General features: G+C 52.3%; 19 protein-coding genes. 18 read left to right on the forward strand and 1 reads right to left on the reverse strand.

Features of this window, described 5'->3' with window-relative positions:
* Positions 1–172: 172 nt before the first annotated feature.
* The 7 genes from AC0LWF_RS03060 to AC0LWF_RS03090 all read left to right on the forward strand — a co-directional run bounded on the left by AC0LWF_RS03060 (position 173) and on the right by AC0LWF_RS03090 (position 7153).
* The gene (locus AC0LWF_RS03060; RefSeq protein WP_474650460.1) at positions 173–1903 is read left to right on the forward strand and encodes a DNA repair helicase XPB; all 1731 of its coding nucleotides are present in this window, start codon (positions 173–175) and stop codon (positions 1901–1903) included.
* The gene (locus AC0LWF_RS03065) at positions 1900–3747 is read left to right on the forward strand and encodes a helicase-associated domain-containing protein (RefSeq protein ID WP_474650079.1); all 1848 of its coding nucleotides are present in this window, start codon (positions 1900–1902) and stop codon (positions 3745–3747) included. The genes AC0LWF_RS03060 and AC0LWF_RS03065 overlap by 4 nt, the downstream gene beginning before the upstream one ends.
* A 128-nt stretch (positions 3748–3875) precedes the next feature.
* Positions 3876–4364, forward strand: coding sequence for a YlbF/YmcA family competence regulator (locus tag AC0LWF_RS03070; protein ID WP_474650461.1), 489 nt, complete (start codon positions 3876–3878; stop codon positions 4362–4364).
* Between the two features lie 29 nt (positions 4365–4393).
* Entirely contained in the window at positions 4394–4657 is a 264-nt protein-coding gene (locus AC0LWF_RS03075; RefSeq protein WP_090573063.1) for a YlbG family protein, read from the forward strand.
* 179 nt (positions 4658–4836) lie between these two features.
* Positions 4837–5274 carry a hypothetical protein gene (locus AC0LWF_RS03080; RefSeq protein WP_090573064.1) on the forward strand — a complete coding sequence of 146 codons (438 nt, stop codon included), beginning with the start codon at positions 4837–4839 and terminating at the stop codon, positions 5272–5274.
* 128 nt (positions 5275–5402) lie between these two features.
* Entirely contained in the window at positions 5403–6314 is a 912-nt protein-coding gene (locus AC0LWF_RS03085) for a selenium metabolism-associated LysR family transcriptional regulator (protein ID WP_474650080.1), read from the forward strand.
* The gene (locus AC0LWF_RS03090) at positions 6305–7153 is read left to right on the forward strand and encodes a PHP domain-containing protein (protein WP_474650081.1); all 849 of its coding nucleotides are present in this window, start codon (positions 6305–6307) and stop codon (positions 7151–7153) included. The genes AC0LWF_RS03085 and AC0LWF_RS03090 overlap by 10 nt, the downstream gene beginning before the upstream one ends.
* A gap of 60 nt (positions 7154–7213) precedes the next feature.
* On the opposite strand, the gene AC0LWF_RS03095 is transcribed toward AC0LWF_RS03090, so the two are convergent.
* Positions 7214–9067 (reverse strand): Rqc2 family fibronectin-binding protein, encoded by a 1854-nt coding sequence (locus AC0LWF_RS03095; RefSeq protein WP_474650082.1) that lies wholly within the window; start codon positions 9065–9067, stop codon positions 7214–7216.
* Between the two features lie 155 nt (positions 9068–9222).
* Here AC0LWF_RS03095 and AC0LWF_RS03100 point away from each other — a divergent pair, with 155 nt between their 5' ends.
* The 11 genes from AC0LWF_RS03100 to def all read left to right on the forward strand — a co-directional run bounded on the left by AC0LWF_RS03100 (position 9223) and on the right by def (position 23034).
* Positions 9223–12018: a calcium-translocating P-type ATPase, SERCA-type gene (locus AC0LWF_RS03100; RefSeq protein WP_474650083.1), complete on the forward strand. Its 2796-nt coding sequence runs from the start codon at positions 9223–9225 to the stop codon at positions 12016–12018.
* A gap of 123 nt (positions 12019–12141) precedes the next feature.
* Positions 12142–13167 carry a MerR family transcriptional regulator gene (locus AC0LWF_RS03105; protein WP_474650084.1) on the forward strand — a complete coding sequence of 342 codons (1026 nt, stop codon included), beginning with the start codon at positions 12142–12144 and terminating at the stop codon, positions 13165–13167.
* Positions 13168–13255: 88 nt separating this feature from the next.
* Complete coding sequence (locus tag AC0LWF_RS03110) at positions 13256–13954, forward strand: class I SAM-dependent methyltransferase (protein WP_474650086.1); 699 nt, start codon at positions 13256–13258, stop codon at positions 13952–13954.
* A 586-nt stretch (positions 13955–14540) separates the two neighbouring features.
* Entirely contained in the window at positions 14541–15371 is an 831-nt protein-coding gene (gene dapF, locus AC0LWF_RS03115) for a diaminopimelate epimerase (protein WP_474650087.1), read from the forward strand.
* Positions 15372–15401: 30 nt separating this feature from the next.
* Positions 15402–17264, forward strand: a complete 1863-nt coding sequence (locus AC0LWF_RS03120) for a bifunctional homocysteine S-methyltransferase/methylenetetrahydrofolate reductase (protein ID WP_474650088.1) — start codon at positions 15402–15404, stop codon at positions 17262–17264.
* 310 nt (positions 17265–17574) lie between these two features.
* Entirely contained in the window at positions 17575–17835 is a 261-nt protein-coding gene (gene remA, locus AC0LWF_RS03125; RefSeq protein WP_020615370.1) for an extracellular matrix/biofilm regulator RemA, read from the forward strand.
* A 14-nt stretch (positions 17836–17849) separates the two neighbouring features.
* Positions 17850–18467, forward strand: coding sequence for a guanylate kinase (gmk, locus tag AC0LWF_RS03130; RefSeq protein WP_474650089.1), 618 nt, complete (start codon positions 17850–17852; stop codon positions 18465–18467).
* A gap of 13 nt (positions 18468–18480) precedes the next feature.
* Positions 18481–18690 carry a DNA-directed RNA polymerase subunit omega gene (gene rpoZ / locus AC0LWF_RS03135; RefSeq protein ID WP_090573074.1) on the forward strand — a complete coding sequence of 70 codons (210 nt, stop codon included), beginning with the start codon at positions 18481–18483 and terminating at the stop codon, positions 18688–18690.
* Between the two features lie 96 nt (positions 18691–18786).
* On the forward strand, positions 18787–20001 hold the full coding sequence (gene coaBC, locus AC0LWF_RS03140; protein ID WP_474650090.1) for a bifunctional phosphopantothenoylcysteine decarboxylase/phosphopantothenate--cysteine ligase CoaBC: 1215 nt from the start codon (positions 18787–18789) through the stop codon (positions 19999–20001).
* Positions 19998–22520 carry a primosomal protein N' gene (gene priA, locus AC0LWF_RS03145; RefSeq protein WP_474650091.1) on the forward strand — a complete coding sequence of 841 codons (2523 nt, stop codon included), beginning with the start codon at positions 19998–20000 and terminating at the stop codon, positions 22518–22520. Before coaBC ends, priA begins: the two co-directional genes overlap by 4 nt.
* Positions 22521–22548: 28 nt before the next feature.
* Positions 22549–23034 carry a peptide deformylase gene (gene def, locus AC0LWF_RS03150; RefSeq protein ID WP_474650092.1) on the forward strand — a complete coding sequence of 162 codons (486 nt, stop codon included), beginning with the start codon at positions 22549–22551 and terminating at the stop codon, positions 23032–23034.
* Positions 23035–23038: the final 4 nt, after the last annotated feature.

Below are 23038 nucleotides of genomic sequence, written 5' to 3' on the forward strand. Positions count from 1 at the left end.
TCTCATCTGATATCTCATCTGATATCTCCGCACAAAACGGTTTCGCCTATTTAGTCAGGCGAAGCCGTTTTTGCTTGCATAATTTTGTTGCTTTCATTGGATACTTGAGTAATAGGCACATTAGGGCAACTATGGACAAAATGCTTGTGATTCAGGGGGGTTGATGCAGGTGATGAAACGTGAAGACAAGCCCTTATGCGTACAGGCAGACTTTTCTGTACTGCTGGATGACCGGCACGCGGATGCAGAGGCTGCCCGTGTGAAGCTGAGCCGCTTCGCGGATTTAACGAAGCGGCCGGGTCATATCCATACGTACCGGATTACGCCAATGTCGATATGGAATGCAGCTTCGGCAGGCATGACGCCGAAAGAAATGATTCGGACGCTCGGCGAGAATAGCTGCTACGAGGTGCCGCTCCAGGTGACGAGCGGCATTCGTAAGCTTGCAGAGCGCTATGGAAAGCTGATGCTTCAGCTGACCGCGGAAGGCAAGCTGATGCTGCTCGGCGAAGAAGAGCTGCTAATTACACTTCGGGCAAATAAGACGATTAGCGAGCTATTGCGCGGAGCTGACCTCCACGGTGAAGGAAGCCTGATCGTCCGTCCTGAAGCAAGAGGGCTGCTGAAGCAGGAGCTGACCCGGCTTGGCTACCCGGTGTTAGATTTGGCGGGATACCGGCACGGTGAAGCGCTTGACGTCTCTTTAACAGAGCGGACGGCTGCAGGAAGATCGTTCGAGCTGCGTGATTATCAGCTGCGGGCTGTTAATTTATTTTATCTAGAGGGACAGGCTGACGGCGGCAGCGGCGTGCTTGTCCTGCCTTGCGGTGCAGGCAAGACGGTTATCGGAATTGCGGCGCTTGCGCGGCTGCGCTGTGACACGCTTATACTGACCTCGAATGTAACCTCCGTGCAGCAATGGAAGGCGGAGCTTCTCGATAAGACGACGCTGACTGAGGATAAGATCGGCACCTATGCGGCGGATTCTAAGGATGTTAGGCCGGTAACGATCGCGACTTATCAAATATTGACGAGCCGCAGACAGAAAACCGACGAATACAGCCATATGCGGCTGTTTCAGGAGCGGAACTGGGGACTCATTATTTATGATGAGGTGCATTTGCTGCCAGCACCTGTTTTTCGGATGACGGCAGATTTGCAAGCGACAAGGAGATTAGGCCTTACGGCAACGCTTGTCCGTGAGGATGGGCGGGAAGAGGACGTCTTCTCGCTCATTGGACCGAAGCGGTTCGATTTGCCGTGGAAGACGCTGGAGCAGCGGAAGTACATCGCTTCGCTGACTTGTACGGAAATCCGGCTGCCGCTCGCGCATGAGGAGCTCGAAGGCTATGTCGCTGCAGAGGAGAAGGCGAAGGTGCGTATAGCCGGCGAGAACTCCGCCAAGATCGAGGTCGTACGCGAGCTGCTGCGATATCATGCAGACAAGCCTGCACTCGTAATTGGTCAATATCTGACGCAGCTGCACCGACTCGCAGAGGAACTGCAAGCGCCTATCTTGACAGGCGAGCTGCCTCATGAGGAGCGGGCGAAGCTGTACGAGCAGTTCAAGGCGGGTGAAATACCGGTGCTCGTCGTCTCGAAGGTTGCGAATTTCGCCGTTGATTTGCCAGACGCAGCCGTTGCGATACAAGTATCGGGCAGCTACGGTTCCAGACAGGAAGAGGCTCAGCGAATTGGACGCATTCTAAGGCCGAAATCTGGTGATAATCAGGCGTGGTTCTATACGGTAGTTTCAGATCATACGAAGGAAACGGAGTATGCGAGTAGACGCCAGCTCTTCTTGCTTGAGCAGGGCTACCGGTATTTCCTGCGCGTGTGGGACGAGATGAAGGAAGAATTGTCCGATGAGGATGAAGAAGTGAGCCGGGAGGCAGCACAGTGAAGCTGGATGAGATTGCTGGGAAGCTGACGGAAGAGCAGAAGCTTGATTTTGAAGCGCATCCTCCGTGGCGAGGTATGAGTGGATTCAAATGGCCGATATCGCTGACCACGAGTATATGCGCGAGAGAAGCATGGCTTAGGCTGAATGATCCGGATCATTATGTGCTTGAAGTGATCCTGCTCGGTTTCGGGCTGTCGCTGTTCAGCGAGGAGCAGCTCCTTCAGGCAGCGAAGCCGCGGCTTGCCGGGTCCGAGCTGCGAATTGGACTGCTTCACCTGCAAGAAGCAGGCATTGTGTTCGCTGTCCGTAGAGGTTGGGGCGAGAAATTGTACGGAGTCCCGAGTGACATGTATACGGTCTGGTATCATGCCATGCAAGATGGGAAGCGGCTGCCTGGGATGCCGGTGATAGATTCATATGATATTGTCCCATTAGTTGGCAGTGAAGGCTATGTACCGCCATTGAGCGTTCAGCTTCTTCATGCGATGGCTGCAATACAACATGCGGGGATGAAGCGGACAACGCGTGGTGTGCTCACGAAGCGCGCAATTGAGAGTGCAACGGTACAGCTTCATTACGACAGCGAGCGGCTGCTTGGTGTTGCGGAGCTGACGCAGGCGGACGCTGCGCAGCTGTATCCGCTGCCGCTTGCGATTATGCTTCAGCTCGCTGTGCAAGAAGGTTGGCTCATCGAGCGCGCAACCGCCTATTATGTAAACCAAGCAGTATGGGAGAACTGGCTGGAGCAGCGAGCTCCTAAACGTGAAGAGAGGCTGCTTCTGCAGATCATTGAGCTGCTCAGCAGCCAGAACGCGGCTGCTGCAGTTGGCGCAGCCCAGTTGCGTACGCAATCGGAAGCATACATCTGGTACGGTGCCGCCGATGTGGAAGAGCGGCTGAACCGTGCAAGCAGCGCTGTTTTATCGAAGCTGCCACAATCAACAATTGCGCCATGGTGCCGGCTGCTTCGCACGTTAGGCTATATGGAACTCGCGGAGGATGAGTCTGGGACTGCCGTCTTTCGATGGTTGATTCAACCGTTCGAGCTTGGTGGCGTAAACGATGACGCCAACTCGAACTACAACGACAACTTCGAGGACGAGTACAACGACGACGACGATGATGTCATGAAGCGCTTCGGAGCAGCTGCGATTCAGTTTACGCCAGACGGCGATATCTACGTACAAGAGGATTGCCCTTATTCCGTCAGATGGCAGCTCGAGCTCATTGCGGAGCGGCGTAGAACGGATCGCGTTACCGTCTACCGGATGACGGAGCGCAGTTACAAGTGTACCGTTGAACAGGGGATAGGTGCAGATAAAGTCATTCGTATGCTGGAAGCAGCAGCAGATGAGCCTTTGCCTGAGACGATGAGGGCAGCGATTTCAATCGGGATGAGCGCTCATGATGCGGCGCTACCGCCTGCTCCAGAACCGTTATCGGTTACGCTGCACGGTTCAAATCCGAGCGAGTGCGAGCCGTCTCTTCTAGTACTTGGAAGCCAATCCTACGAGCTAATCGTCGAGCACAAGGCAGTCCGTTCATTGTTTGCAGGCATTGAATCCGTTCCCGCGATGTGGATGAAACAATTCCGCAGCTATCATCTGTCTACGCGAAGGGAACTGATGGAACAGGCGTTAAGCTGGCGAGCGGCGGTTAAACTAAGCTGTGAAGGCCAGATCAAGCCTTTTATTCCCGAACGAATCGTCGATGAAGAAGGCAAATGGGCGGTTGTCGGCCATTTGCAGGAGGGTGATAGCTGCCTGCCCGTCAAGCTTCAGCCGGACATGTGGCAGGAAATGATGCTCGTGCTGCCAGAAGGTACGTTCAATAACGCTCAATAATTAGGTTCTCCCGTTTCTTCTTATCTATCGTTATGATATGATGTTGAAAGTAGGCGCTAGCCTACAAGTTCATAAAGGGGCGGATATGTTTGAGAACGATATCATTATCAGACCCTGGCAGCCTAGAAATGAACTTGCCTACCTATGAAGCATTCAATGCTTATGGAGGAAGTCAAGATTCAACGCTGGATATGGGTCAGCTGCTGTTAAACGCCTATGAAATTGGCGATATGATAAACCAGTCGGCTGAAGTAGCCGAATTCGCATATTGGAAACAAGTTGTCGACCAGAACGATCAGGTGCATGAGCTTGTGAAGCAGTTCAATAAAGCGAAGGAGCTGTTCGTGGAATGTGAGCGCTTCGGACGCTTCCATCCCGACTACAACTCGGCGAAGGATAAAGTTGTAGCAATCGAGCATCAGCTCGGGGAGATTGAATGTGTGAGCAAGTACAAGGCAGCTGAGCAGGCTGTAGATGACATGCTGCATGAGATTGCGAAAGAAATTGCGTTCTCGGTTTCCGAGACGATTAAAGTGCCGAGCAATGATCCGCTGCCTAAGGGCGGCGGCTGTGGAAGCGGCGGGTCTTGCAGCTGCGGGAGCGGCGGCTGCGGTTAGTTTTACAAGAGGGGAAACGGGGGGCTTACATGTTTTCGGAACGTGTCGGTTATATCGTGTGGGTCAGCGATCTAAAGGCAGCCCGCACATTAGAGAAATACGGCACCGTTCATTATATGTCGCGTAAGATGCATTACGTCGTCATGTATATGAACGCGGATCGTGCAGAAGAGGTAATTCGCAATATGGGCCGGCTTCCGTTTGTGAAGCGGATAGAGCGCTCATTCCGCAATGAAATCAAAACCGAATACACACAAGGTGTTCCAGATAAAACTAGGTTTTACAGTTTATAGTACAGCATGAAAGTCTCGCCATGATGGATGGCGAGGCTTTTTTGCAGCTTACGAACCCAGTTAGTCCCATAATTGGATCGGCGTTATTTTAATCTTGAAATATCAGACAGGCATGCTACAATAAAATGGAAAGTACATATAGATAATAAGTCCTACTTCCAAAGGAGGGGTGGATTGCGATGAAAGACAAGATGACAGAACGTTGGAGCACCTATGAGACATTTCACATCGCACTTGGTGACAAGAAAGTTGCGGATATCGTCATCACGAACCACGCCAAGAGCCGATGGGGTGATCGAGTCGAAAGCGAGAAGACCGGCTTCGAGGACATCGCCGATTTTATGTGGCAAACATTGAAGCAGGGGCGTGTTGAGCCTTATTATCGCAATGAGCAGGATGTGTACTTAATTGATGACGATCTTGTTTTCGTCGCCGAATTTACGGTTGTTGAGAATGAAACCGATCTGGCTGGCGGACCGCTCCACAAGATGATAGTCGTCACCTTTCTAGGGCGAATGTCTGAGACTATAGAACTACGTGATTTGAAATCGTATTATTCATGGCTAAGGCATTCCAGAAGAATGACATTAATTAAAAATAGCAGGAAGCGGAAATAATAACTTACATTAATTGGCTAAGTTAAAGCATGGGCATCAGAGGCTCATGCTTTTTGCATTATAAAGGCGATGACAGCTTCTCGGATTGTTGTATAATGGTTCCAAAGAGAAAGGAAGGGATGCCCTTCATGGCGCTTAATTTTCATCAGCTCCATATCTTCTATACAGTTGCGGAGCGGGGGAGTTTCTCGGCAGCTGCGCAAGCGCTCCACATGACTCAGCCTGCCGTGACGATGCAGATCCAGTCGTTGGAGGATTATTTTGGCACGAAGCTTCTGCAGCGTTCCACGAAACGAATCGAGCTTACTGAAGCTGGACGAGCTCTCATGCCTTATGCAAGGCAAAGCATTGAACTCATTCGGGATACGGATATACAAATGTCCAAATTCACGAAGCAGCTCAAAGGCAGGCTGCAGCTCGGGGCCAGCTTAACAATCGGTGAATATATTTTGCCGCGGTTGCTCGGTCCGTTCGGAGCAGAGTACCCGCATATCGCCATCAGCATGAAAGTGATGAACACGGCGCAGATCATGGAAGATATCCTCAATCATCAGCTGAACTTCGGCCTCGTTGAGGCGCCTGTCAATCATCCTGACATGCACATGGAAGCCGTCATGAGCGACGAGCTGAAGCTCATTGTCGGCAAATCTCATCCGCTCGCAGGGTCGAAGGAAGTCGAGCTTGAAGACGTAATGACTTATCCATTCGTGCTGCGCGAGCAAGGCTCAGGTACCCGTCTTGTGATGGAAGACGTTCTGCGAGCGAAAAATATTGATCTGTCTACGATGAAGATTGTAATGGAGCTGGGCAGCACAGGTGCAGTCAAGTCGGCAGTTGAGGCAGGGCTTGGAATCTCCTTTGTTTCGAGTTCATCGGTAAAGCATGAGATAGCGCTTGGCCTTATTCAGACCATTCCGATTCGGGATGTGCAGTTCAAACGGCAATTCTATTCCATCTTCTTGAAGTCAGCGCTGCTGCCGATCTCGGCGGTGACGTTCCTAACCTTTTTGAGAGAGAGGGATTTGCACCAATGGCTGTAACAGGGAATGGAAGAGCTGATTTGCATTCGCATACAACGGCGTCAGATGGTACGATGCGGCCAGCAGAGGTCGTAGCGCTCGCGAAGGAGCGAGGGCTTGGCGCTGTCGCGATAACCGATCATGATACGGTAGACGGAATCAAGGAAGCGCTGGAGGCGGGCGAGCGGTTAGCGATAACCGTCGTACCCGGCGTTGAAATTAGCACAGTTGCAGATGGCCGCGATATTCATATGCTCGGCTACTATATCGACTGGCAGAACGAAGAATGGCGAGCGAAGCTGGGGACATTGGTTGCAGTGCGCGATCGCCGCAACGATATGATCGTCGAGAAGCTGCGTGAACTCGGCTGCTTGATTACGATGGACGAGGTTTTTGCGGAGGCGCGTGCTAAGGGCAAGGACAGCGGATCGATCGGACGGCCGCACATCGCAGCAGTGCTGGTGAACAAAGGCTACGTCAGCTCGATGCAGGAAGCTTTCGACCGGTATCTCGGCAGTGATGGCGCAGCATACAGGAACCCGCCGAGGCTGCATCCCTTCGATGCGATTGCTTGGATTAAGGAAGCGGGCGGTACTTGTATTATCGCCCATCCGGGCTTATACGGTAACGACGAGCTTGTTGAGCAGATCATCGCAGCAGGGGTAGATGGCATCGAAGTGTATCACTCTGACCATTCCGAGGCTGATGAGACCCGTTATCTGGAGCTTGCGCAGCGTCACGGCTTAATTGTGACAGGCGGCTCAGATTATCATGGCGAGCGTCATGGACATGTTTTTCACGGCGAGCTTGGATCGAAGTCAGTTGGTATCGAAGTATTGGAGCAGCTGAACCGTAGATAAAAGAAAGACACGAGTTATGCAGCAGAGATCGATCTGCTGCGCGACTCGTGTCTTTTTTATTTATTGCTTGATTACAGAAGGGAGTGCCTTAATGCGCGGCTCGTCCGGCGTAATGAACAGCGTCTTCTGATTGTCATAGATAACATAGCCGGGTTTGGCCCCGCTTGGCTTCTTCACATAGCGAATCAGCGTATAATCGACAGGTACGGAACTGGACGACTTCGCTTGGCTAAAGTGCGCGGCAAGCATCGCAGCTTCCTCAAGCGTCTCATCGCCGAAGCTTGTCCCCCGAATGACGACGTGGGAGCCAGGAATGTCCTTTGTATGCAGCCAAGTATCATTCGGCGCTGACGATTTGTTCGTTAGAAAATCGTTCTGCGTATTGTTCTTTCCAACGAAGATCGGCACACCTTCGGAAGACGTATAGCATAGCAGTGCCGGCTGCTTCGGTTTGCGCTTCTTGGCGCCGCGTTTCTCGCGGGATCGCAAGTAGCCTTGCTCGATAAGCTCATCGCGGATCTCGTCGATGTCAGATAACGAAGCGCTCTCCAGCTGCTGAAGCAGCGACTCCAGATAAGCCATCTCTTCCGATGTGCGTTCCATCTGTTCCGCTACAACGGTTAAGCTGTTGCGATACTTCGTATACCTTTTGAAATACCGCTGTGCGTTCTGCGATGGGGTTAGAAGCGGATCGAGCGCAATCTTAATGATCGGCTGCTCTTCGTCGTAGTAATCGATGGTCTCGACAAATTCGTCTCCGCGCTGGATGGTATGCAGACTCATCGTGAGCAGCTCGCCGAGACTGCGGAACTTATCCGCATCCTTCGCTTCCTGCAGCGTTTCCTCGAGCTTACCTTGCTTCTTCGCGTTCTTGTTCCGCTCGTTTTGCAGAAATTTAATGAGATCGTTCGCACGCTGCTTGACGGTATCGCGCTGCGCCTTATCGCCGTAGAAGGCTTCCAAGCAGAGGCTCACTGTCTCAAATGTGACTACTGCGCCATCTAGATGTGTCAGCGCCGTTACGGAGAACGAAGGCTTGGCGCTAGACGATGCTGCGATCATCTGCGGCTTATACTGATTCGAGCGGAACTGTTCCATCATTTCGCGGAAAGCCGGCCAAACCCGCGCTGCATTCACATCGATGTGGTCGGCGCCGTTCAGGAGCGGACCGGACTCATCGGCAGTTGTGCCCCGGTGCATGATCTCTTTCGCCAGAAGTGGGCTTAGACCGCTGAATGCTCCGACAAGCAGTTGGTTCAGCGTAATCGAAGCCGGGTCCGCTGCCTTCGGCACCGATCCGAAATGAATGCTGTCCTCATCCGGAATCGGCGGGTTGATGAGCGCGTCCGCAGTTTGCCTCAGCGCTACGGTGAAGGTCGCTTCATCGAACATAGCCAGCGGATCGTCCTTGCCTTGTTCCGGCGGTGCGACGTATGTCGTGCCCGGCATGATCACCCGATAGCTGCTGATCATCGGCGTTACGTGATGAATGCCGTCGTGAATCATCTCCGTCGCGGCATCGACCAGAATGATGTTGCTGTGCTTGCCCATTAGCTCAATAATAATCCGTTTAAAGGACATGTCGCCGAGCTCATCGCGCTGCCTCACATCCAGATGAATAATGCGCTCATTGCCGACTTGGCGCACCGCTTCAATAACCGCGCCCTCGCAATGCTTGCGAAGCAGCATGCAGAACATAGGCGCTTCCATCGGATTAATGAACGCTTGCTCCGTGAAGTGAATGCGCGGATAAGTCGGGTTCGCCGATATTAGCAGCTTCCCTTGCACACCTCCGCCGCGAATTTGCAGCACCAGATCATGGGGTCCTGGCTGATGTATTTTATAAATGCGTGCGCCTATACAAGCTTGAAGCTCGTGCGTTATGGCACGGGTAACGATTCCATCCAAAGCCATGCTGATCTTCCCCTTTATATCTGATTCACTCTCTATCATGCCATAACTTGTACAAAAACTTAAGTGCTTGCTGGGATATTTTGCAGTTTGTCCGAATACAAATAGCCCATAGAGGCTGTCCGTCAGGCGGCAGGCTAACGGGAGGGAGACGGGGCATGGAACAAGGGAAGTGGCATCAAATGGAAACTGGCGAGCTGGCGCATTCGCTTGGAGTGAAACTAGATACCGGTCTTACAGCAAGCGCGGCTGCGGAGCGGCTCGTACAGACAGGACGCAATGAGCTGACGGAGGGGAAGAAGGCTTCTCCGATTATGCTGTTTCTTGGCCAGTTCAAAGATTTTATGGTGCTCGTGCTTATGGGGGCAACGCTTATATCCGGGTTGCTTGGCGAGTATCTCGATGCAATTACGATCATAGCCATTATCGTCATTAACGCTGTGCTTGGATTCGTACAAGAATTCCGTGCGGAGAAATCGCTTCGAGCGCTGAAAGCATTATCGGCGCCCTTAGCGAAAGCAATTCGCGGTGGAGAGACGGTCATTGTGCCGGCTAACGAGCTCGTGCCTGGCGATATCGTTGAGCTCGAGAGCGGAGACCGCATTCCGGCGGACATCCGGTTTATCGAAGCAAACAGCTGCTATGCGGAAGAATCAGCGCTGACAGGTGAATCGGTACCGGTTGGGAAGCATTGCAACCCGATTAGAGAAGACGAGCTGCCACTTGGCGACATGCGCAACATCGGCTTCATGGGAACGATGATTACTCGCGGTACGGCCAAAGGGATCGTTATTCGTACGGGCATGTCGACGGAGATGGGCAAAATCGCCAATCTCATTCAGCAGACCGAATCGATGGAAACACCGCTTCAGCACCGACTCGAGCAGCTTGGCAAAATACTCATTATTGTGGCGCTGGCGCTCACTGTCATGGTTGTACTCGCAGGTATTTTACACGGACAGCCACCATATGAAATGTTCCTCGCAGGCGTAAGCCTCGCGGTAGCCGCCATACCCGAAGGACTTCCAGCAATCGTTACAATTGCGCTTGCCCTTGGCGTACAGCGCATGATTAAACGGCGAGCAATCGTCCGCAAGCTGCCTTCTGTTGAGACACTTGGCTGCGCTTCGGTCATCTGTTCCGACAAGACGGGTACGCTCACGCAAAATAAAATGACTGTTACAAAGCTATGGATCGGCGGGCACAACATGGACGTCACAGGCGAAGGCTACGAGCCTGCCGGCGGCTGCTTCGAGAACGGCAAAAACGTCGATGTGAAGCACGACCAGTCATTACGCAGATTGCTGCAGGTTGCAGCGCTTTGTAATAACGCGGTTGTCTCTAAAGTAGACGACGAGAGCGAAGCGGCGAAACGGAAGAAAGGAAAGTCCACTTTCATTCAGGACGAATGGGTATTAAAAGGCGACCCGACAGAAGGCGCGCTAACGGTGCTTGCATCCAAGCTCGGTGTATCAGCGAAGTCGATGGAGGGCATTTATCAACGGGTGAAGGAGTATCCGTTCGATTCCGAGCGTAAGCGCATGTCGGTGCTCGTGACGCATCAAGGCGGACGGCTGATCTGCACGAAAGGCGCACCAGATATGCTGATGGAGCAGTGCTCCTACGTTCTGTGGGATGGCAAGGTCGTACCGTTCACGGCAAGCCTTAAGCAGAAAGTGACGGATTCGGCAGAGGCGATGGCGCAAAATGCACTGCGGGTGCTCGGCTTCGCATACCGCGAGCTGCGTTCGCATGATGCCATTGAATCGGAGTCGGATGTCGAGAATCAGCTCATCTTCGTCGGCCTCTCGGGCATGATTGATCCGCCTCGCCGTGAAGTGCGTGAATCGATTGCAAACTGCCGCCGTGCGGGGATCAAGACCATTATGATTACAGGCGACCACCAGTTAACAGCGGAGGCTATCGCCGGACAGCTCGGTATAATGCCGCGAGGCGGCTTGTCCATAAGCGGACAGCAATTGAGCGGAATGAGCGAGGAGCAGCTGGATCGTTTGATCGACAATATCTACGTTTACGCTCGCGTATCTCCAGAGCATAAGCTTCGTATCGTAAAAGCGCTGCAGCGCAAAGGCCATGTCGTGGCGATGACTGGCGATGGCGTGAATGACGCACCGGCGATCAAAGCGGCGGATATCGGTATCTCGATGGGCATTACCGGCACGGATGTCTCGAAGGAAGCTTCGGCGCTTGTCCTCAGTGACGATAACTTCTCCAGCATCGTCGCTGCGATTGAAGAGGGCCGCGGCATTTACGAGAATATCCGCAAATTTATCCGGTATTTGCTCGCTTCCAATGTCGGCGAAATTCTGACGATGTTCCTTGCGATGATGGCAGGCCTTCCGCTCCCGCTCGTCCCGATCCAGATTCTGTGGGTCAACCTTGTAACAGACGGACTGCCGGCAATGGCGCTCGGCGTTGACCAATCCGAGAAGGACTTGATGCAGCAGAAGCCGCGCTCGGCGAAAGAAAATATTTTTGCAAGACGGCTTGGCTGGAAAATCATTAGCCGAGGCATTCTGATCGGCGTCTGCACGCTCGGCGCATTCTGGATAACGCTGCAAATCGCACCGAAGAGTCCGGGCAATCTCGTGCATGCGCAAACGGTTGCTTTTGCCACACTCGTAATGGCTCAGCTCATTCACGTCTTCGACTGCCGCAGCTCGCGCTCGATTTTCCATCGCAACATCCTGCAAAATAAATACTTGCTCTTCGCGGTGCTCTCATCGGTGCTGCTCATGCTCGGCGTGCTCTATATCGATGCTCTGCAGCCGATCTTCAAGACGGTGCCGCTTGGCTTCCGCGACTGGTGTCTTGTCCTCGTAGCCGCAGGCATTCCGACGTTCTTAATGGGCATCGGCAGCGTGCTCGGCACGACAGAGAAGAAGAAAAAGTCCAAATGGCCGCTTTCAGGGCCGAAATCAGTTACAAGATAATCAAGGGCAAGAGGAAAGCCAGTGCTGGTCGCTGGCTTTTTTCGTTATTTGAGTATCTGTTACACTTAACCTTCACCTAAGGTTATAGTTTATAATTGGTGTATAGGAAGGGAGGAACGGGCCATGAAAATCAATGAATTAGCACAGAAGCTGCATCTAACGCCGAGGGCGATCCGTTTATATGAGTCAAAAGGTTTGCTTAGTCCAGCACGGGGTGAAGAGAATGGTTACCGCTACTATTCGGATCATGATGCATGGCGGCTTCAAACCATTGCGTCACTGCGTGAAATGGGACTGAGCCTTGAACAAATCAAAAGATTGATGGAGAAGCAAGATCAAGGCGACTCTGCTTCCGTCCATCACTATTTGGAGCTGCAGCGAATGGCGCTCTACGAGAAATGGACCAGCTGGAAACACGTAATTGGTACGCTAGACGAGCTTATCGAACGACTAGAGACGAAGCAGACGTTAGTGCTCGATGATTTGTTTCAGCTGTCAGGCGAGTTGCAGCACATCCATGAAAGTGTGTCGACATGGAAGGATGCGTGGGAATTCGACCGAATCGCGCCGAGCTTCGATGGCTCGCCAGCATTACTGTCTAGCGGATCATCATTATCTCAGAGTGAATATGAGAAAGTGCTTGATTTTATCGTGCAATGGGTCGCGCCGAAGCAAGGCGAGGAAGGGTTGGATATTGGAACAGGTACGGGTAACTTGGCGGGCAGGCTGCTGCATGGCGGAGCGTTAATGTCGGCGATCGACCAGTCGAAGGAGATGCTCGCGCGATGCCGAGACAAGTTCCCGTCCATTGCGACCAAGCTTGGTAATGCGCTCGCGCTGCCTTTTCTGGACAAGCAGTTCTCGTTCCTCGTATCAGCGTTCGCGCTTCACCACTTGGATGCGAAACAGCTGGAGCTGGCTATTGCGGAGATGGATCGTGTGCTGAGACCGAACGGTCGGATCTGCATGGCAGGACTTATGCACGAAGGTGCTGGCGACGGCGAGATGTATGCGAAGGAAGTGTCAAACGGCAAGTATCCGATAGATCGAGCGAAGCTTCTTAGTTGGTTCTATGAGCATGATTACATAACGGTGCAGCATGCGGTGAATGAATGGATTCACGTTGTTTATGCAGTGCGCAAACATTAGGGGAAATCGGATATTGACCTTAACCTTACGTCAGCTCTTATGGTGGTGTTGGAAGAATCTAATCTGATGAAATCGGAGCGTGTCAGCTATGCCAAATTATGATCAAATTTATAAAAGTGAAGCGGAGCGGTACGATCAGCTTGTTTCCCGTGAAGATGTTTCGAATAACTTGCTTGAGACCATTCGGAGAATAAATCCCAATCTGTCTGACCTTCATACAGCGGATCTAGGAGCGGGTACGGGGAGACTGACGACGATGCTCGCACCTCTGGTACGCTCGATTATTGCCATTGACTCATCGGAGTCGATGTTGGAAGTGGCAACTGCGAAGCTTCGCGGGATGGGGGCGGAAAATTGGTCGAAGAAAGTCGGCTATCACGATGCAATGCCATTGCCTGATAACTCGATTGATTTACTTACGGCTGGTTGGACCATCTGTTACTCAACGAACTCGAACAATGCGGACTGGCGTGAGCAGTTACAACGAATTATAGTTGAAATTCAACGCGTGCTACGCCCAGGCGGTACAGTTATCCTATTCGAAAATTTCGGCACAGGAACAGAACAGCCAAGTCCTCCGGATTTCTTAACAAGTTATTACTCTGCTTTGGAGCAAGACTTCGGATTTGAGCACGCAGCGATTCGAACGGACTTTCAGTTCGAGTCGGCCGAAGAAGCGATTGAGCTCATTCATTTCTTCTTTGGCGAAGCGTTTAGCAGCGGAATAGAAGCAAGCGGCAAGACGACTTTCCCGGAGTGGACGGGGGTTTGGTGGAAAAGGTTTTAGGTTGTTGGAATTAAGCGGCGCAGCCGCAAAAGGTGGCGCAGCCGCTCCCGGGTAGTCCTCAGATTACCAGGATTGGCGCAGCCAATCCAAGGTAATCACTGTCTCCGGTCTACCAACTAACATATCCGCCAGTAATACGAGGCGGCCCCCAGATTACCGGGAGTGGCGCAGCCGCTCCCCCTGGTAATCATCCATCTTTCCCACGCGCCAAAAGTAAAGTGTGTCCCACGGGGACGAAAACGCTCCCCAGCACACCACCACCACACCTGTGCCTCTGTAGCTCCGATCGTTCCCATGGTCCCGCGAAGGCGGGACACCAGGTAGCTCGCGAGCGCCAAACGTCAAAGTGGGTCCCGTCAGGGACGTAAACGAGGACTAGCGCGTACGATCTCAACCGCGCTTCTCTCTAGCTCCATCGTTATCCCATTCGGGTGTCCAGAGGGTGAAACCCCCTAAATCCCCCTTCGGGAAGGGGGATTTAGGGGGAAGCATAAAGTGCAAGGAAGTGTTCCAAAAATGCAAAGATTAAAGTACACTAAATAAATTATAATGTTTGCAACAATAGTTTTCAGGGGAGTGCGAGCAAATGAACTTTACAAAGATGCATGGACTAGGAAACGACTTTATCGTCGTAGCAGGGGAAACACAATTACCGGATAACGCAGCTCAGCTCGCAGAACAGCTCTGCAACCGCTTCTTCGGAATCGGCGCAGACGGTCTTGTTTATATTTTGCCTTCAGAAAAAGCAGACTTTCGGATGCGCATTATCAACTCGGACGGCTCGGAAGCGGAGCAATGCGGCAACGCAATTCGCTGCGTAGCGAAATACGTCTATGATAATGGCCTCACAGATAAACAATCGCTCACAATCGAGACGCTCGGCGCTGGCGTGCAAGAAGTGCAGCTGACGGTCGACAATGGCAAAGTTGTACTCGTTCGCGTTAACATGGGTCAGCCTATTCTCGAAGGTCTCAAAGTGCCGACGACAATTGATGCCAACCCAGTCATTAACCAATCCATCGAAGTAGATGGTCGCGAATTCAAGTTCACAGCTGTCTCGATGGGCAACCCGCACTGCGTCATCTACGTCGACGACGCGGTTAATTTCGACCTTGCAGTATGGGGTCCGAAGCTCGAAGTACATCCGCTCTTCCCGCGCAAAATCAATGTAGAATTCGTAACGGTACGTTCGAAAGACTTCACGGATATGCGTGTATGGGAGCGCGGCGCAGGCCCGACGCTGGCATGCGGAACGGGCGCTTGCGCGACAGTTGTAGCATCCGTGCTGAACGGCTACACGGATCGTACGGCAACGGTATCGCTTAAAGGCGGCGACTTGCTGATCGAATGGAATGAAGAAAGCAACTTTGTATATATGAGTGGCCCAGCAGCGGAAGTGTTCCGCGGTACAGTATAAGCTAGCTCAGAAGAAAAGGGAGTTTTGAATATGAAACCGGATTTTCGAGAGGCGCTCACGAAGCGCATCTTGACCGGGGACGGCGCGATGGGAACCTACCTGTATGGGATGGGGTTCCCTGTCGGCGTTTCATACGAAGAATTTAATTTAATTCGTCCCCAAGTCATCGAAGACGTGCACCGCCGTTATTATGAAGCAGGGGCACGCGTGATTGAAACCAATACATTCTCAGCTAACCTTGCGAGTCTATCGAACTATGGCTTGGACAGCGAAGTCGAAGCGATCAACCGGGCTGGCGTTCGAATTGCACGGGCAGCCGTCGGCAGTGACGCTTATGTTGTCGGTGCGGTAGGTTCGATACGGGCAGGCAAGCGTAAAAATATCTCCGAAGCACAGCTAGAGCAGCTGTTCCGTCAGCAAATGGACGCCTTGTTGCAGGAAGGTGCCGACGGACTGCTGCTCGAGACGTTTTATGATCTGGAAGAGGCTTTGCTTGCACTTCGTATCGCACGCTCGCTATCGGATGTACCGGTCATCACTCAATTTGCGGTTGAGAAGGATGCGGTTACGCAAGACGGCGTGCCGCTCGCTGCGGCATTCGAACAGCTGAAGCAAGCTGGAGCAGATGTGGTCGGTTTTAACTGCAGAAGCGGACCGAACGGCATCCTCCGCGCGATTGACGCAATCGTAGGCGACATTCCATTGCCGTTGTCGGTATTCCCGAATGCAGGGATTCCGGATTATGTTGACGGGAAATATACGTTTACAGCATCGCCGGAGTATTTTGCCGATTCAGCACGGAAGTTTGCAGATCGCGGAGCACGCATCATCGGCGGTTGCTGCGGTACGACTCCGGAGCATATTTCGGCGATCTCCGCTGCGCTAAACGGATATGTACCACAGCAGTCAACAGGAACACGCGAAATAGAACCAGCCTCGCAAGCAGAATCTATTCAAGTTAGAGAAGCATTCGTGCCGCCTGCACAAACGGAACCGAACATCGTCGACATGGTTAAGGAGCGACATACCGTTATCGTCGAGCTGGACCCGCCGCGTGATTTGGATATTCAGAAGTTTATGGCAGGAGCCAAAGCGCTCAAGGAAGTAAAGGCAGATGCCGTCACGATGGCGGACAACTCCTTGGCGGTCACGCGTATGAGCAATATTGCGCTTGCCGCACTCGTTCAGCAGCAAGCCGGCATCCGGCCGCTTGTCCATATTGCATGCCGCGACCGCAATCTAATCGGCACGCAGTCGCATATGATGGGTCTAGATGCGCTCGGGATCGACCATGTTCTTGCTGTAACAGGCGACCCTGCAAGATTCGGCGACTTGCCGGATTCCAGCTCGGTCTATGATCTCACCTCTTTCGAGATGATTCGTATGATCAAGCAGTTGAATGAAGGCATTGCCTTCTCAGGCAAACCGCTCAAGCAGAAAGCAAGATTCGTTACAGGTGCAGCATTCAACCCGAACGTCAAATATTTGGACAAGGCGATTCAGCGTCTGGAGCGCAAAATCGAATCCGGCGCAGATTACATCATGACGCAGCCTGTCTACGACAAAGAATTGATCATCCGTGTAGCGGAAGCGACGAAGCATCTGTCCGTACCGGTATTCATCGGCATTATGCCGCTCGCAAGCGGCCGGAATGCTGAATATCTTCATAATGAGGTGCCAGGCATTCAGCTGTCGGACGAAGTGCGGAAGCGGATGGCTGGACTAGAAGGCGAAACAGGACGCGCTGAAGGCGTGAAAATCGCGGAAGAGCTGCTGGATACGGCCTTGGAACATTTCAAAGGAATCTATCTGATCACTCCTTTCATGTTCTATGAAATGACGGTCCAGCTGACGGACTATGTTTGGCGAAAAACGAGCAAAATAACGAGGTAAGCTCGTAATTTCTCTTGTTTACGCTTTAACACTTGTTCGTCTGTCCAAAATGAATTAGAATAGACCTTGGATGCACTTGCCATGCCGCCCCGATTGCGTTAGAATAGGGGACCTGACCAAGTGACTTATTTGACGGGTTTAATCGGCTGGCGTAACGTATGCTCCGGGCATTTTTCGTCAAGAATAGTGCAATATTCTGTGGTTTTCTCTGAAATTTACAGGGGAATTCGACTCCATCATTCTTGCGCTTATCTATACATCGTGTTCTTATTGCATTCTTATGCACGAGAGATACCGGAGGGGAACTTAAATGGCGATTAAGCTCATTAACATCGGTTTCGGAAACATCGTTTCCGCCAATCGGATCATATCGATTGTAAGTCCTGAGTCGGCACCGATTAAACGTATTATTCAAGAGGCACGCGACCGTCATATGCTGATTGACGCTACATATGGACGCCGCACACGCGCTGTTATTATTACGGACAGCGATCACGTTATACTATCGGCTGTGCAGCCAGAGACTGTTGCGCACAGACTATCGACCAAGGATGACGATCACGACGAATAGTGACGGGGAGCTATATGAAAAGAGGATTGTTAATTGTACTTTCGGGCCCTTCAGGTGTAGGCAAGGGTACGGTTTGCGCAGAGCTGCGGCATAAGCAGAGTGATCTTATTTATTCGGTATCTGCAACAACAAGGTCGCCTCGCCAAGGAGAGACCGACGGAATCAATTATTTTTTTAAGAGTAAAGAACAGTTTCAAGAAATGATCGCGAAGGATGCGCTGCTCGAATTTGCGGAGTATGTCGGCAATTACTACGGCACACCGCGTGATTTCGTAGAACGCACGCTAGCTTCGGGCAAAGATATTATTCTTGAGATTGAAGTGCAGGGCGCACTTAAGGTTAAAGAGAAATTCCCTCAAGGTGTGTTTATTTTCTTGGTGCCGCCGTCACTGGATGAGCTTAAACAGCGCATTACCGGGCGTGGTACGGAGAATCCCGATATTATCGATCATCGCATGAATGTTGCGGTGGAAGAGATGAGTCTTATTCATTACTACGATTATGCTGTCGTTAACGATCAGATTGATGCGGCATGTCATCGGATTCAATCCATTATTGAAGCCGAGCATTGCCGGAAGGAACGGTTTATCGAACAGCTTGAAGAAGTGAAAGAAGCTTCTGAGAAAGCGTGAGGGGTGAAGGAAATTGCTATATCCATCCATTGATGAAATGATGAAGAAGGTAGACAGTAAGTACTCCCTTGTTGTTGCAGCATCCCGTCGTGCAAGAATGCTAAGAGACGGAAGCAAAACAGAGATCCGCTCGCCGAGATCGCACAAGTTCGTTGGTGTGGCGCTTGAAGAAATTTATCAAGATATCCTTGTTGTTGAAAGCACGTTGAACAAGAAGGACTAGCTTAAGAAAGTCATGATGGTAAATCAATAACAACCCTTGAGGTTGTTATTTTTTTAGCCGTCTTGACGTATGCAAAGGCGAGAGGAGTGGTCTGCCATGCTGCAAGGCAAAACGATTGTGCTTGGCATTTCCGGCGGAATCGCGGCTTATAAGGCGGCGACAATCTGCAGCAGGTTAGTCCAGGCAGGTGCGCAAGTACGCGTCATCATGACGGAATCGGCGACGAAGTTTATTACACCGCTGACGCTGCAAACATTGTCGCGGCATCAGGTCTACTTAGATACATTCGATGAATTCGACCCTTCGGTCGTCGCTCATATTAATGTTGCAGACAGCGCGGATCTGGTCGTAATTGCTCCGGCGACCGCTAATATTTTGGCGAAAATGGCAAATGGATTAGCAGATGATATGTTGAGTACGACGCTGCTCGCTACGACGGCGCCGATCATGGTTGCTCCTGCAATGAATGTACATATGTATGCGCATCCCGCGGTTGCACGCAATATGGACATTTTGGCGGAAAGAGGCGTTCGTTTCATTGAGCCGGGTACGGGTTTGCTCGCTTGCGGTTACGTTGGGAAAGGGCGTCTGGCTGAGCCGGAAGATATCGTATTTGCGGTGCAGCAGTGGTTCGCTCAAAGCCGGGAGCTTGAAGGCAAGAAAGTCCTTGTGACCGCTGGCGGAACGATGGAACGGCTTGATCCGGTACGCTACTTGACGAATGATTCCTCGGGGAAGATGGGGTTCGCGTTAGCGGAAGCCGCAGTGAATCGAGGAGCAGATGTCACGCTAATTGCGGCGCGTACAACAGCAGAACCAGTGGCAGGCGTGAACACCGTTCATGTTGAGTCAGCCGAAGAGATGCTGAAGGCAGTGCTTGAGCGGTACGAGTCGGCAGATATCGTCATCAAAGCGGCAGCTGTGGCCGATTACCGCCCCGTGGCGAAAGCGAGCACCAAGATCAAGAAGGGCAATGAGAAGCTCGTGCTTGAGCTTGAGCGGACAACGGACATCTTGAAGACGCTTGGCGAGCGTAAACAACATCAGTTTCTGGTCGGCTTCGCGGCAGAAACGGAGCAACTGGCCCATTATGCAATGGACAAGCTGAAGCGCAAGAATTGCGACCTCATCGTTGGGAACGATGTGTCGCAAGCAGGCGCTGGATTTAACGTGGATACGAATATTGTGCACATTTTCGGCGAAGAAGGACTTGTCGAGTCATTGCCGATGCTTAGTAAACGTGAAGTGGCGAACAGGCTCCTGACGCGGATTACGCAGCGGATGAAAGCCGCCCAGGGGGCCGCGGAATGATCGCGAAAGTCATTGTTGATGTGCCGAGCCGGGCGACGGATCGGCCTTTTGACTATAAAATCCCGCAGCAGCTGCAAGGCTGGGTGGAGGTCGGCAGCCGAGTTGGCGTTCCGTTCGGCGGACGCGTGCTGCAGGGGTTCGTCATCGGCATCGCGGACTATGCGGATATAGATGTCATGAAGCTGAAGCCAATTACCGAGCTGCTGGACCATATTCCACCGCTGTCGCCGGATCTCGTCGAGCTCGCAATCTGGATCAGCGATAAATATTGCTGTACGATGACAGCCGCGCTTCAAGTGATGATCCCTGCTGCTCTGAAAGGGAAAGCGGATTCGGTCGTTACGCTCGTGGATGAGGAACTGGAGAACAGCTTCTTTGGAGAAGAAGCCTGGCTTCAATACATCCGCCAAAATAACGGATCGATGCGAATGGCTGCGCTCCAAGAGCGGTTTCCAGAAGACGCCGCTGCCATTAAAGCTGCGGTAAAGCAGGGACTTCTTACGGAGCAGGTGACGATCAGAGACCGGCTTTCTGTCCGGAAAGTGCTTACCGTCTTCCCACCGGACAATGAAGCGCTGGCGCTTGAGGCGCTGCACAATTATCCGGCAAGAGCTGCGAAGCAGCAGGAAGTGCTTCGTTATATGCTGGAACAACGCGAGCCGATTGCAATGACCGCGCTCGTTGAAGCGTTATCGACGACTTCTAGCACCGTTCGGGCAGTCGCGGATAAAGGCTTGCTAGAGATCCGGGAGATGGAACAGAACCGCGATCCATACGCAGGGCGTAATTTCAAACGTACAGAGCCGCTCTCGTTGACTGAAAGTCAGCAAGCGGTGTACGAAGAGATTGCTGATTCGCTCGATGCGGAGCAATCTCGTGTTTTCCTCCTTCATGGAGTGACCGGCAGCGGCAAAACAGAAGTATATCTGCAGACGATCGAGCACAGCTTGCAGCATGAGCGGCAAGCGATCGTGCTTGTGCCGGAGATCTCTTTGACGCCTCAAATGGTGGAGCGGTTCAAAGGTCGCTTCGGCGATTTGGTCGCCGTCATGCACAGCCGTTTATCAAACGGTGAGCGGTATGATGAATGGCGCAAAATCCGCGAAGGACGCGCGCAGGTTGTAGTAGGCGCAAGATCAGCGATTTTTGCACCCTTTGACCGTATTGGCCTCATTATTATAGATGAAGAGCATGAGTCCTCTTATAAACAAGAGGAGACGCCAAAGTACCATGCGCGCGATGTCGCGGTGAGAAGAGCAAGGCAGCATGGCGCAGCCGTTGTACTCGGATCGGCAACGCCATCGCTGGAGAGCTTCGCGGCAGCTTCGCGCATCGTTACTGCAAGTAGCGAGCCAACAGGCGTGTCCGCTGCCAAAGCGTCAGGAGGCGCAGCCTTATTACCGATGCCGACTCGGGTCGGCGGCCGGCCGATGCCGAAGGTGCATCTCATCGACATGCGCGATGAACTGAAGAACGGCAATCGCTCGATGTTCAGCCGGCAGCTGCACGAAGCGCTGCTTGATCGGCTTGAGCGCGGTGAGCAGTCCGTGCTGCTATTGAACCGCAGAGGCTATTCGACGTTCGTCATGTGCCGCTCCTGCGGCTATACCGCGCAATGTCCGCACTGCGATATATCGCTGACGTATCATCAGAAGTCGCGCGTCCTGCGCTGTCATTATTGCGGTCATGCCGAGCAAGCGCCGGAGAAATGCCCGTCCTGTGAGAGTGAGCATATTCGCTTCTTCGGCACAGGCACGCAGCGGGTGGAAGAGGAGCTTGCTAAGCTGTTCCCCGGCATCCGCGTCATACGGATGGATGTCGATACGACGACCGAGAAGGGCTCCCACGAGAAGTGGCTCACCATGTTCGGCGAGCGCAAAGCCGATGTGCTGCTTGGCACGCAGATGGTAGCCAAGGGGCTCGATTTTCCATATGTTACGTTAGTCGGTGTTATTGCGGCGGATACTTCGCTGCATCTCCCGGACTTCCGTGCTGCCGAGAAGACGTTTCAGCTGTTGACCCAAGTAGCGGGACGCGCGGGCAGGCACGAGCTGCCTGGCGAAGTTGTCGTACAAACTTACAACCCCGAGCACTACGCCATCGTAACCGCACAGCATCACGATTACGCGGGGTTCGTGCAGGAAGAGCTAAAGCATAGACGCTTCATGGGCTACCCGCCATTTTGCCGGCTTATTGTGGTGACTCTCTCTGATGAGCAGCTGCCGCTTCTTATTACGACAGGCGAGAAATTGGCATCAGCTCTGCGCCAGCTTGCATATGAATCAGGCATAAAAGGTTCCATTGATAGTGACGGCACACGATTTATGGATATTCTGGGGCCAGTCGCTTCCCCGATTCCGCGCATGAAGGATCGATATCGTTTTCAATGTATGGTAAAATATCGGGGAAATGTGAACGCAAACGAGCTGCTGAAGCAGGCGATCAGCATGCTTCCGGGGCCGCAAGGGCAGCCTCCGGTTCAAATTAGCGTGGACGTCGATCCGCAAATGATTTTATAACATGACTGTTTATTAGGGGGACTATAGTATGGCGATCAGATTGATTGTTCAAGATCCAGATCCGGTTCTGCGCGAGAAAGCGATGAAAGTGACGAAATTCAATTCCAATCTGCATAAATTGCTGAACGATATGGCGGAGACGATGTACGATGCGGATGGTGTCGGCCTTGCTGCTCCGCAAGTAGGAATCTCCAAGCGAGTCATCGTAGTGGATATAGGTGATGAAACCGGCCTTATCGAGATGGTCAATCCGGAAATTATCGAAGCTTCGGGCGAGCAGCTCGGTCCGGAAGGCTGCCTCAGTATCGCGAAGCTGAACGGCGACGTGAAACGCGCTCAGACCATCAAGCTCAAAGGTCAGGACCGCGATGGCAACCCGTTCGAACTCGAAGCGACGGACTTCATGGCACGTGCGTTCCAGCACGAGGTTGACCATTTGAACGGTATTTTGTTCACAGACATTGCCGTATCGATCTATGATGCTTCGGCTCGCCAGCGTCAAGACGGAGAGTGATCAG

This window comes from Paenibacillus sp. sgz302114 (assembly GCF_056120345.1).

What these genes read in the sequence shown, in the direction of transcription:
- AC0LWF_RS03060 (WP_474650460.1), top strand. Translation starts at nt 173, where the DNA reads ATGAAACGTGAAGACAAGCCCTTATGCGTACAGGCAGACTTTTCTGTA.
- AC0LWF_RS03070 (WP_474650461.1), top strand. Translation starts at nt 3,876, where the DNA reads ATGAACTTGCCTACCTATGAAGCATTCAATGCTTATGGAGGAAGTCAA.
- AC0LWF_RS03075 (WP_090573063.1), top strand. Translation starts at nt 4,394, where the DNA reads ATGTTTTCGGAACGTGTCGGTTATATCGTGTGGGTCAGCGATCTAAAG.
- AC0LWF_RS03080 (WP_090573064.1), top strand. Translation starts at nt 4,837, where the DNA reads ATGAAAGACAAGATGACAGAACGTTGGAGCACCTATGAGACATTTCAC.
- AC0LWF_RS03085 (WP_474650080.1), top strand. Translation starts at nt 5,403, where the DNA reads ATGGCGCTTAATTTTCATCAGCTCCATATCTTCTATACAGTTGCGGAG.
- AC0LWF_RS03090 (WP_474650081.1), top strand. Translation starts at nt 6,305, where the DNA reads ATGGCTGTAACAGGGAATGGAAGAGCTGATTTGCATTCGCATACAACG.
- AC0LWF_RS03095 (WP_474650082.1), bottom strand. Translation starts at nt 9,067, where the DNA reads ATGGCTTTGGATGGAATCGTTACCCGTGCCATAACGCACGAGCTTCAA.
- AC0LWF_RS03100 (WP_474650083.1), top strand. Translation starts at nt 9,223, where the DNA reads ATGGAACAAGGGAAGTGGCATCAAATGGAAACTGGCGAGCTGGCGCAT.
- AC0LWF_RS03105 (WP_474650084.1), top strand. Translation starts at nt 12,142, where the DNA reads ATGAAAATCAATGAATTAGCACAGAAGCTGCATCTAACGCCGAGGGCG.
- AC0LWF_RS03110 (WP_474650086.1), top strand. Translation starts at nt 13,256, where the DNA reads ATGCCAAATTATGATCAAATTTATAAAAGTGAAGCGGAGCGGTACGAT.
- dapF (WP_474650087.1), top strand. Translation starts at nt 14,541, where the DNA reads ATGAACTTTACAAAGATGCATGGACTAGGAAACGACTTTATCGTCGTA.
- AC0LWF_RS03120 (WP_474650088.1), top strand. Translation starts at nt 15,402, where the DNA reads ATGAAACCGGATTTTCGAGAGGCGCTCACGAAGCGCATCTTGACCGGG.
- remA (WP_020615370.1), top strand. Translation starts at nt 17,575, where the DNA reads ATGGCGATTAAGCTCATTAACATCGGTTTCGGAAACATCGTTTCCGCC.
- gmk (WP_474650089.1), top strand. Translation starts at nt 17,850, where the DNA reads ATGAAAAGAGGATTGTTAATTGTACTTTCGGGCCCTTCAGGTGTAGGC.
- coaBC (WP_474650090.1), top strand. Translation starts at nt 18,787, where the DNA reads ATGCTGCAAGGCAAAACGATTGTGCTTGGCATTTCCGGCGGAATCGCG.
- priA (WP_474650091.1), top strand. Translation starts at nt 19,998, where the DNA reads ATGATCGCGAAAGTCATTGTTGATGTGCCGAGCCGGGCGACGGATCGG.
- def (WP_474650092.1), top strand. Translation starts at nt 22,549, where the DNA reads ATGGCGATCAGATTGATTGTTCAAGATCCAGATCCGGTTCTGCGCGAG.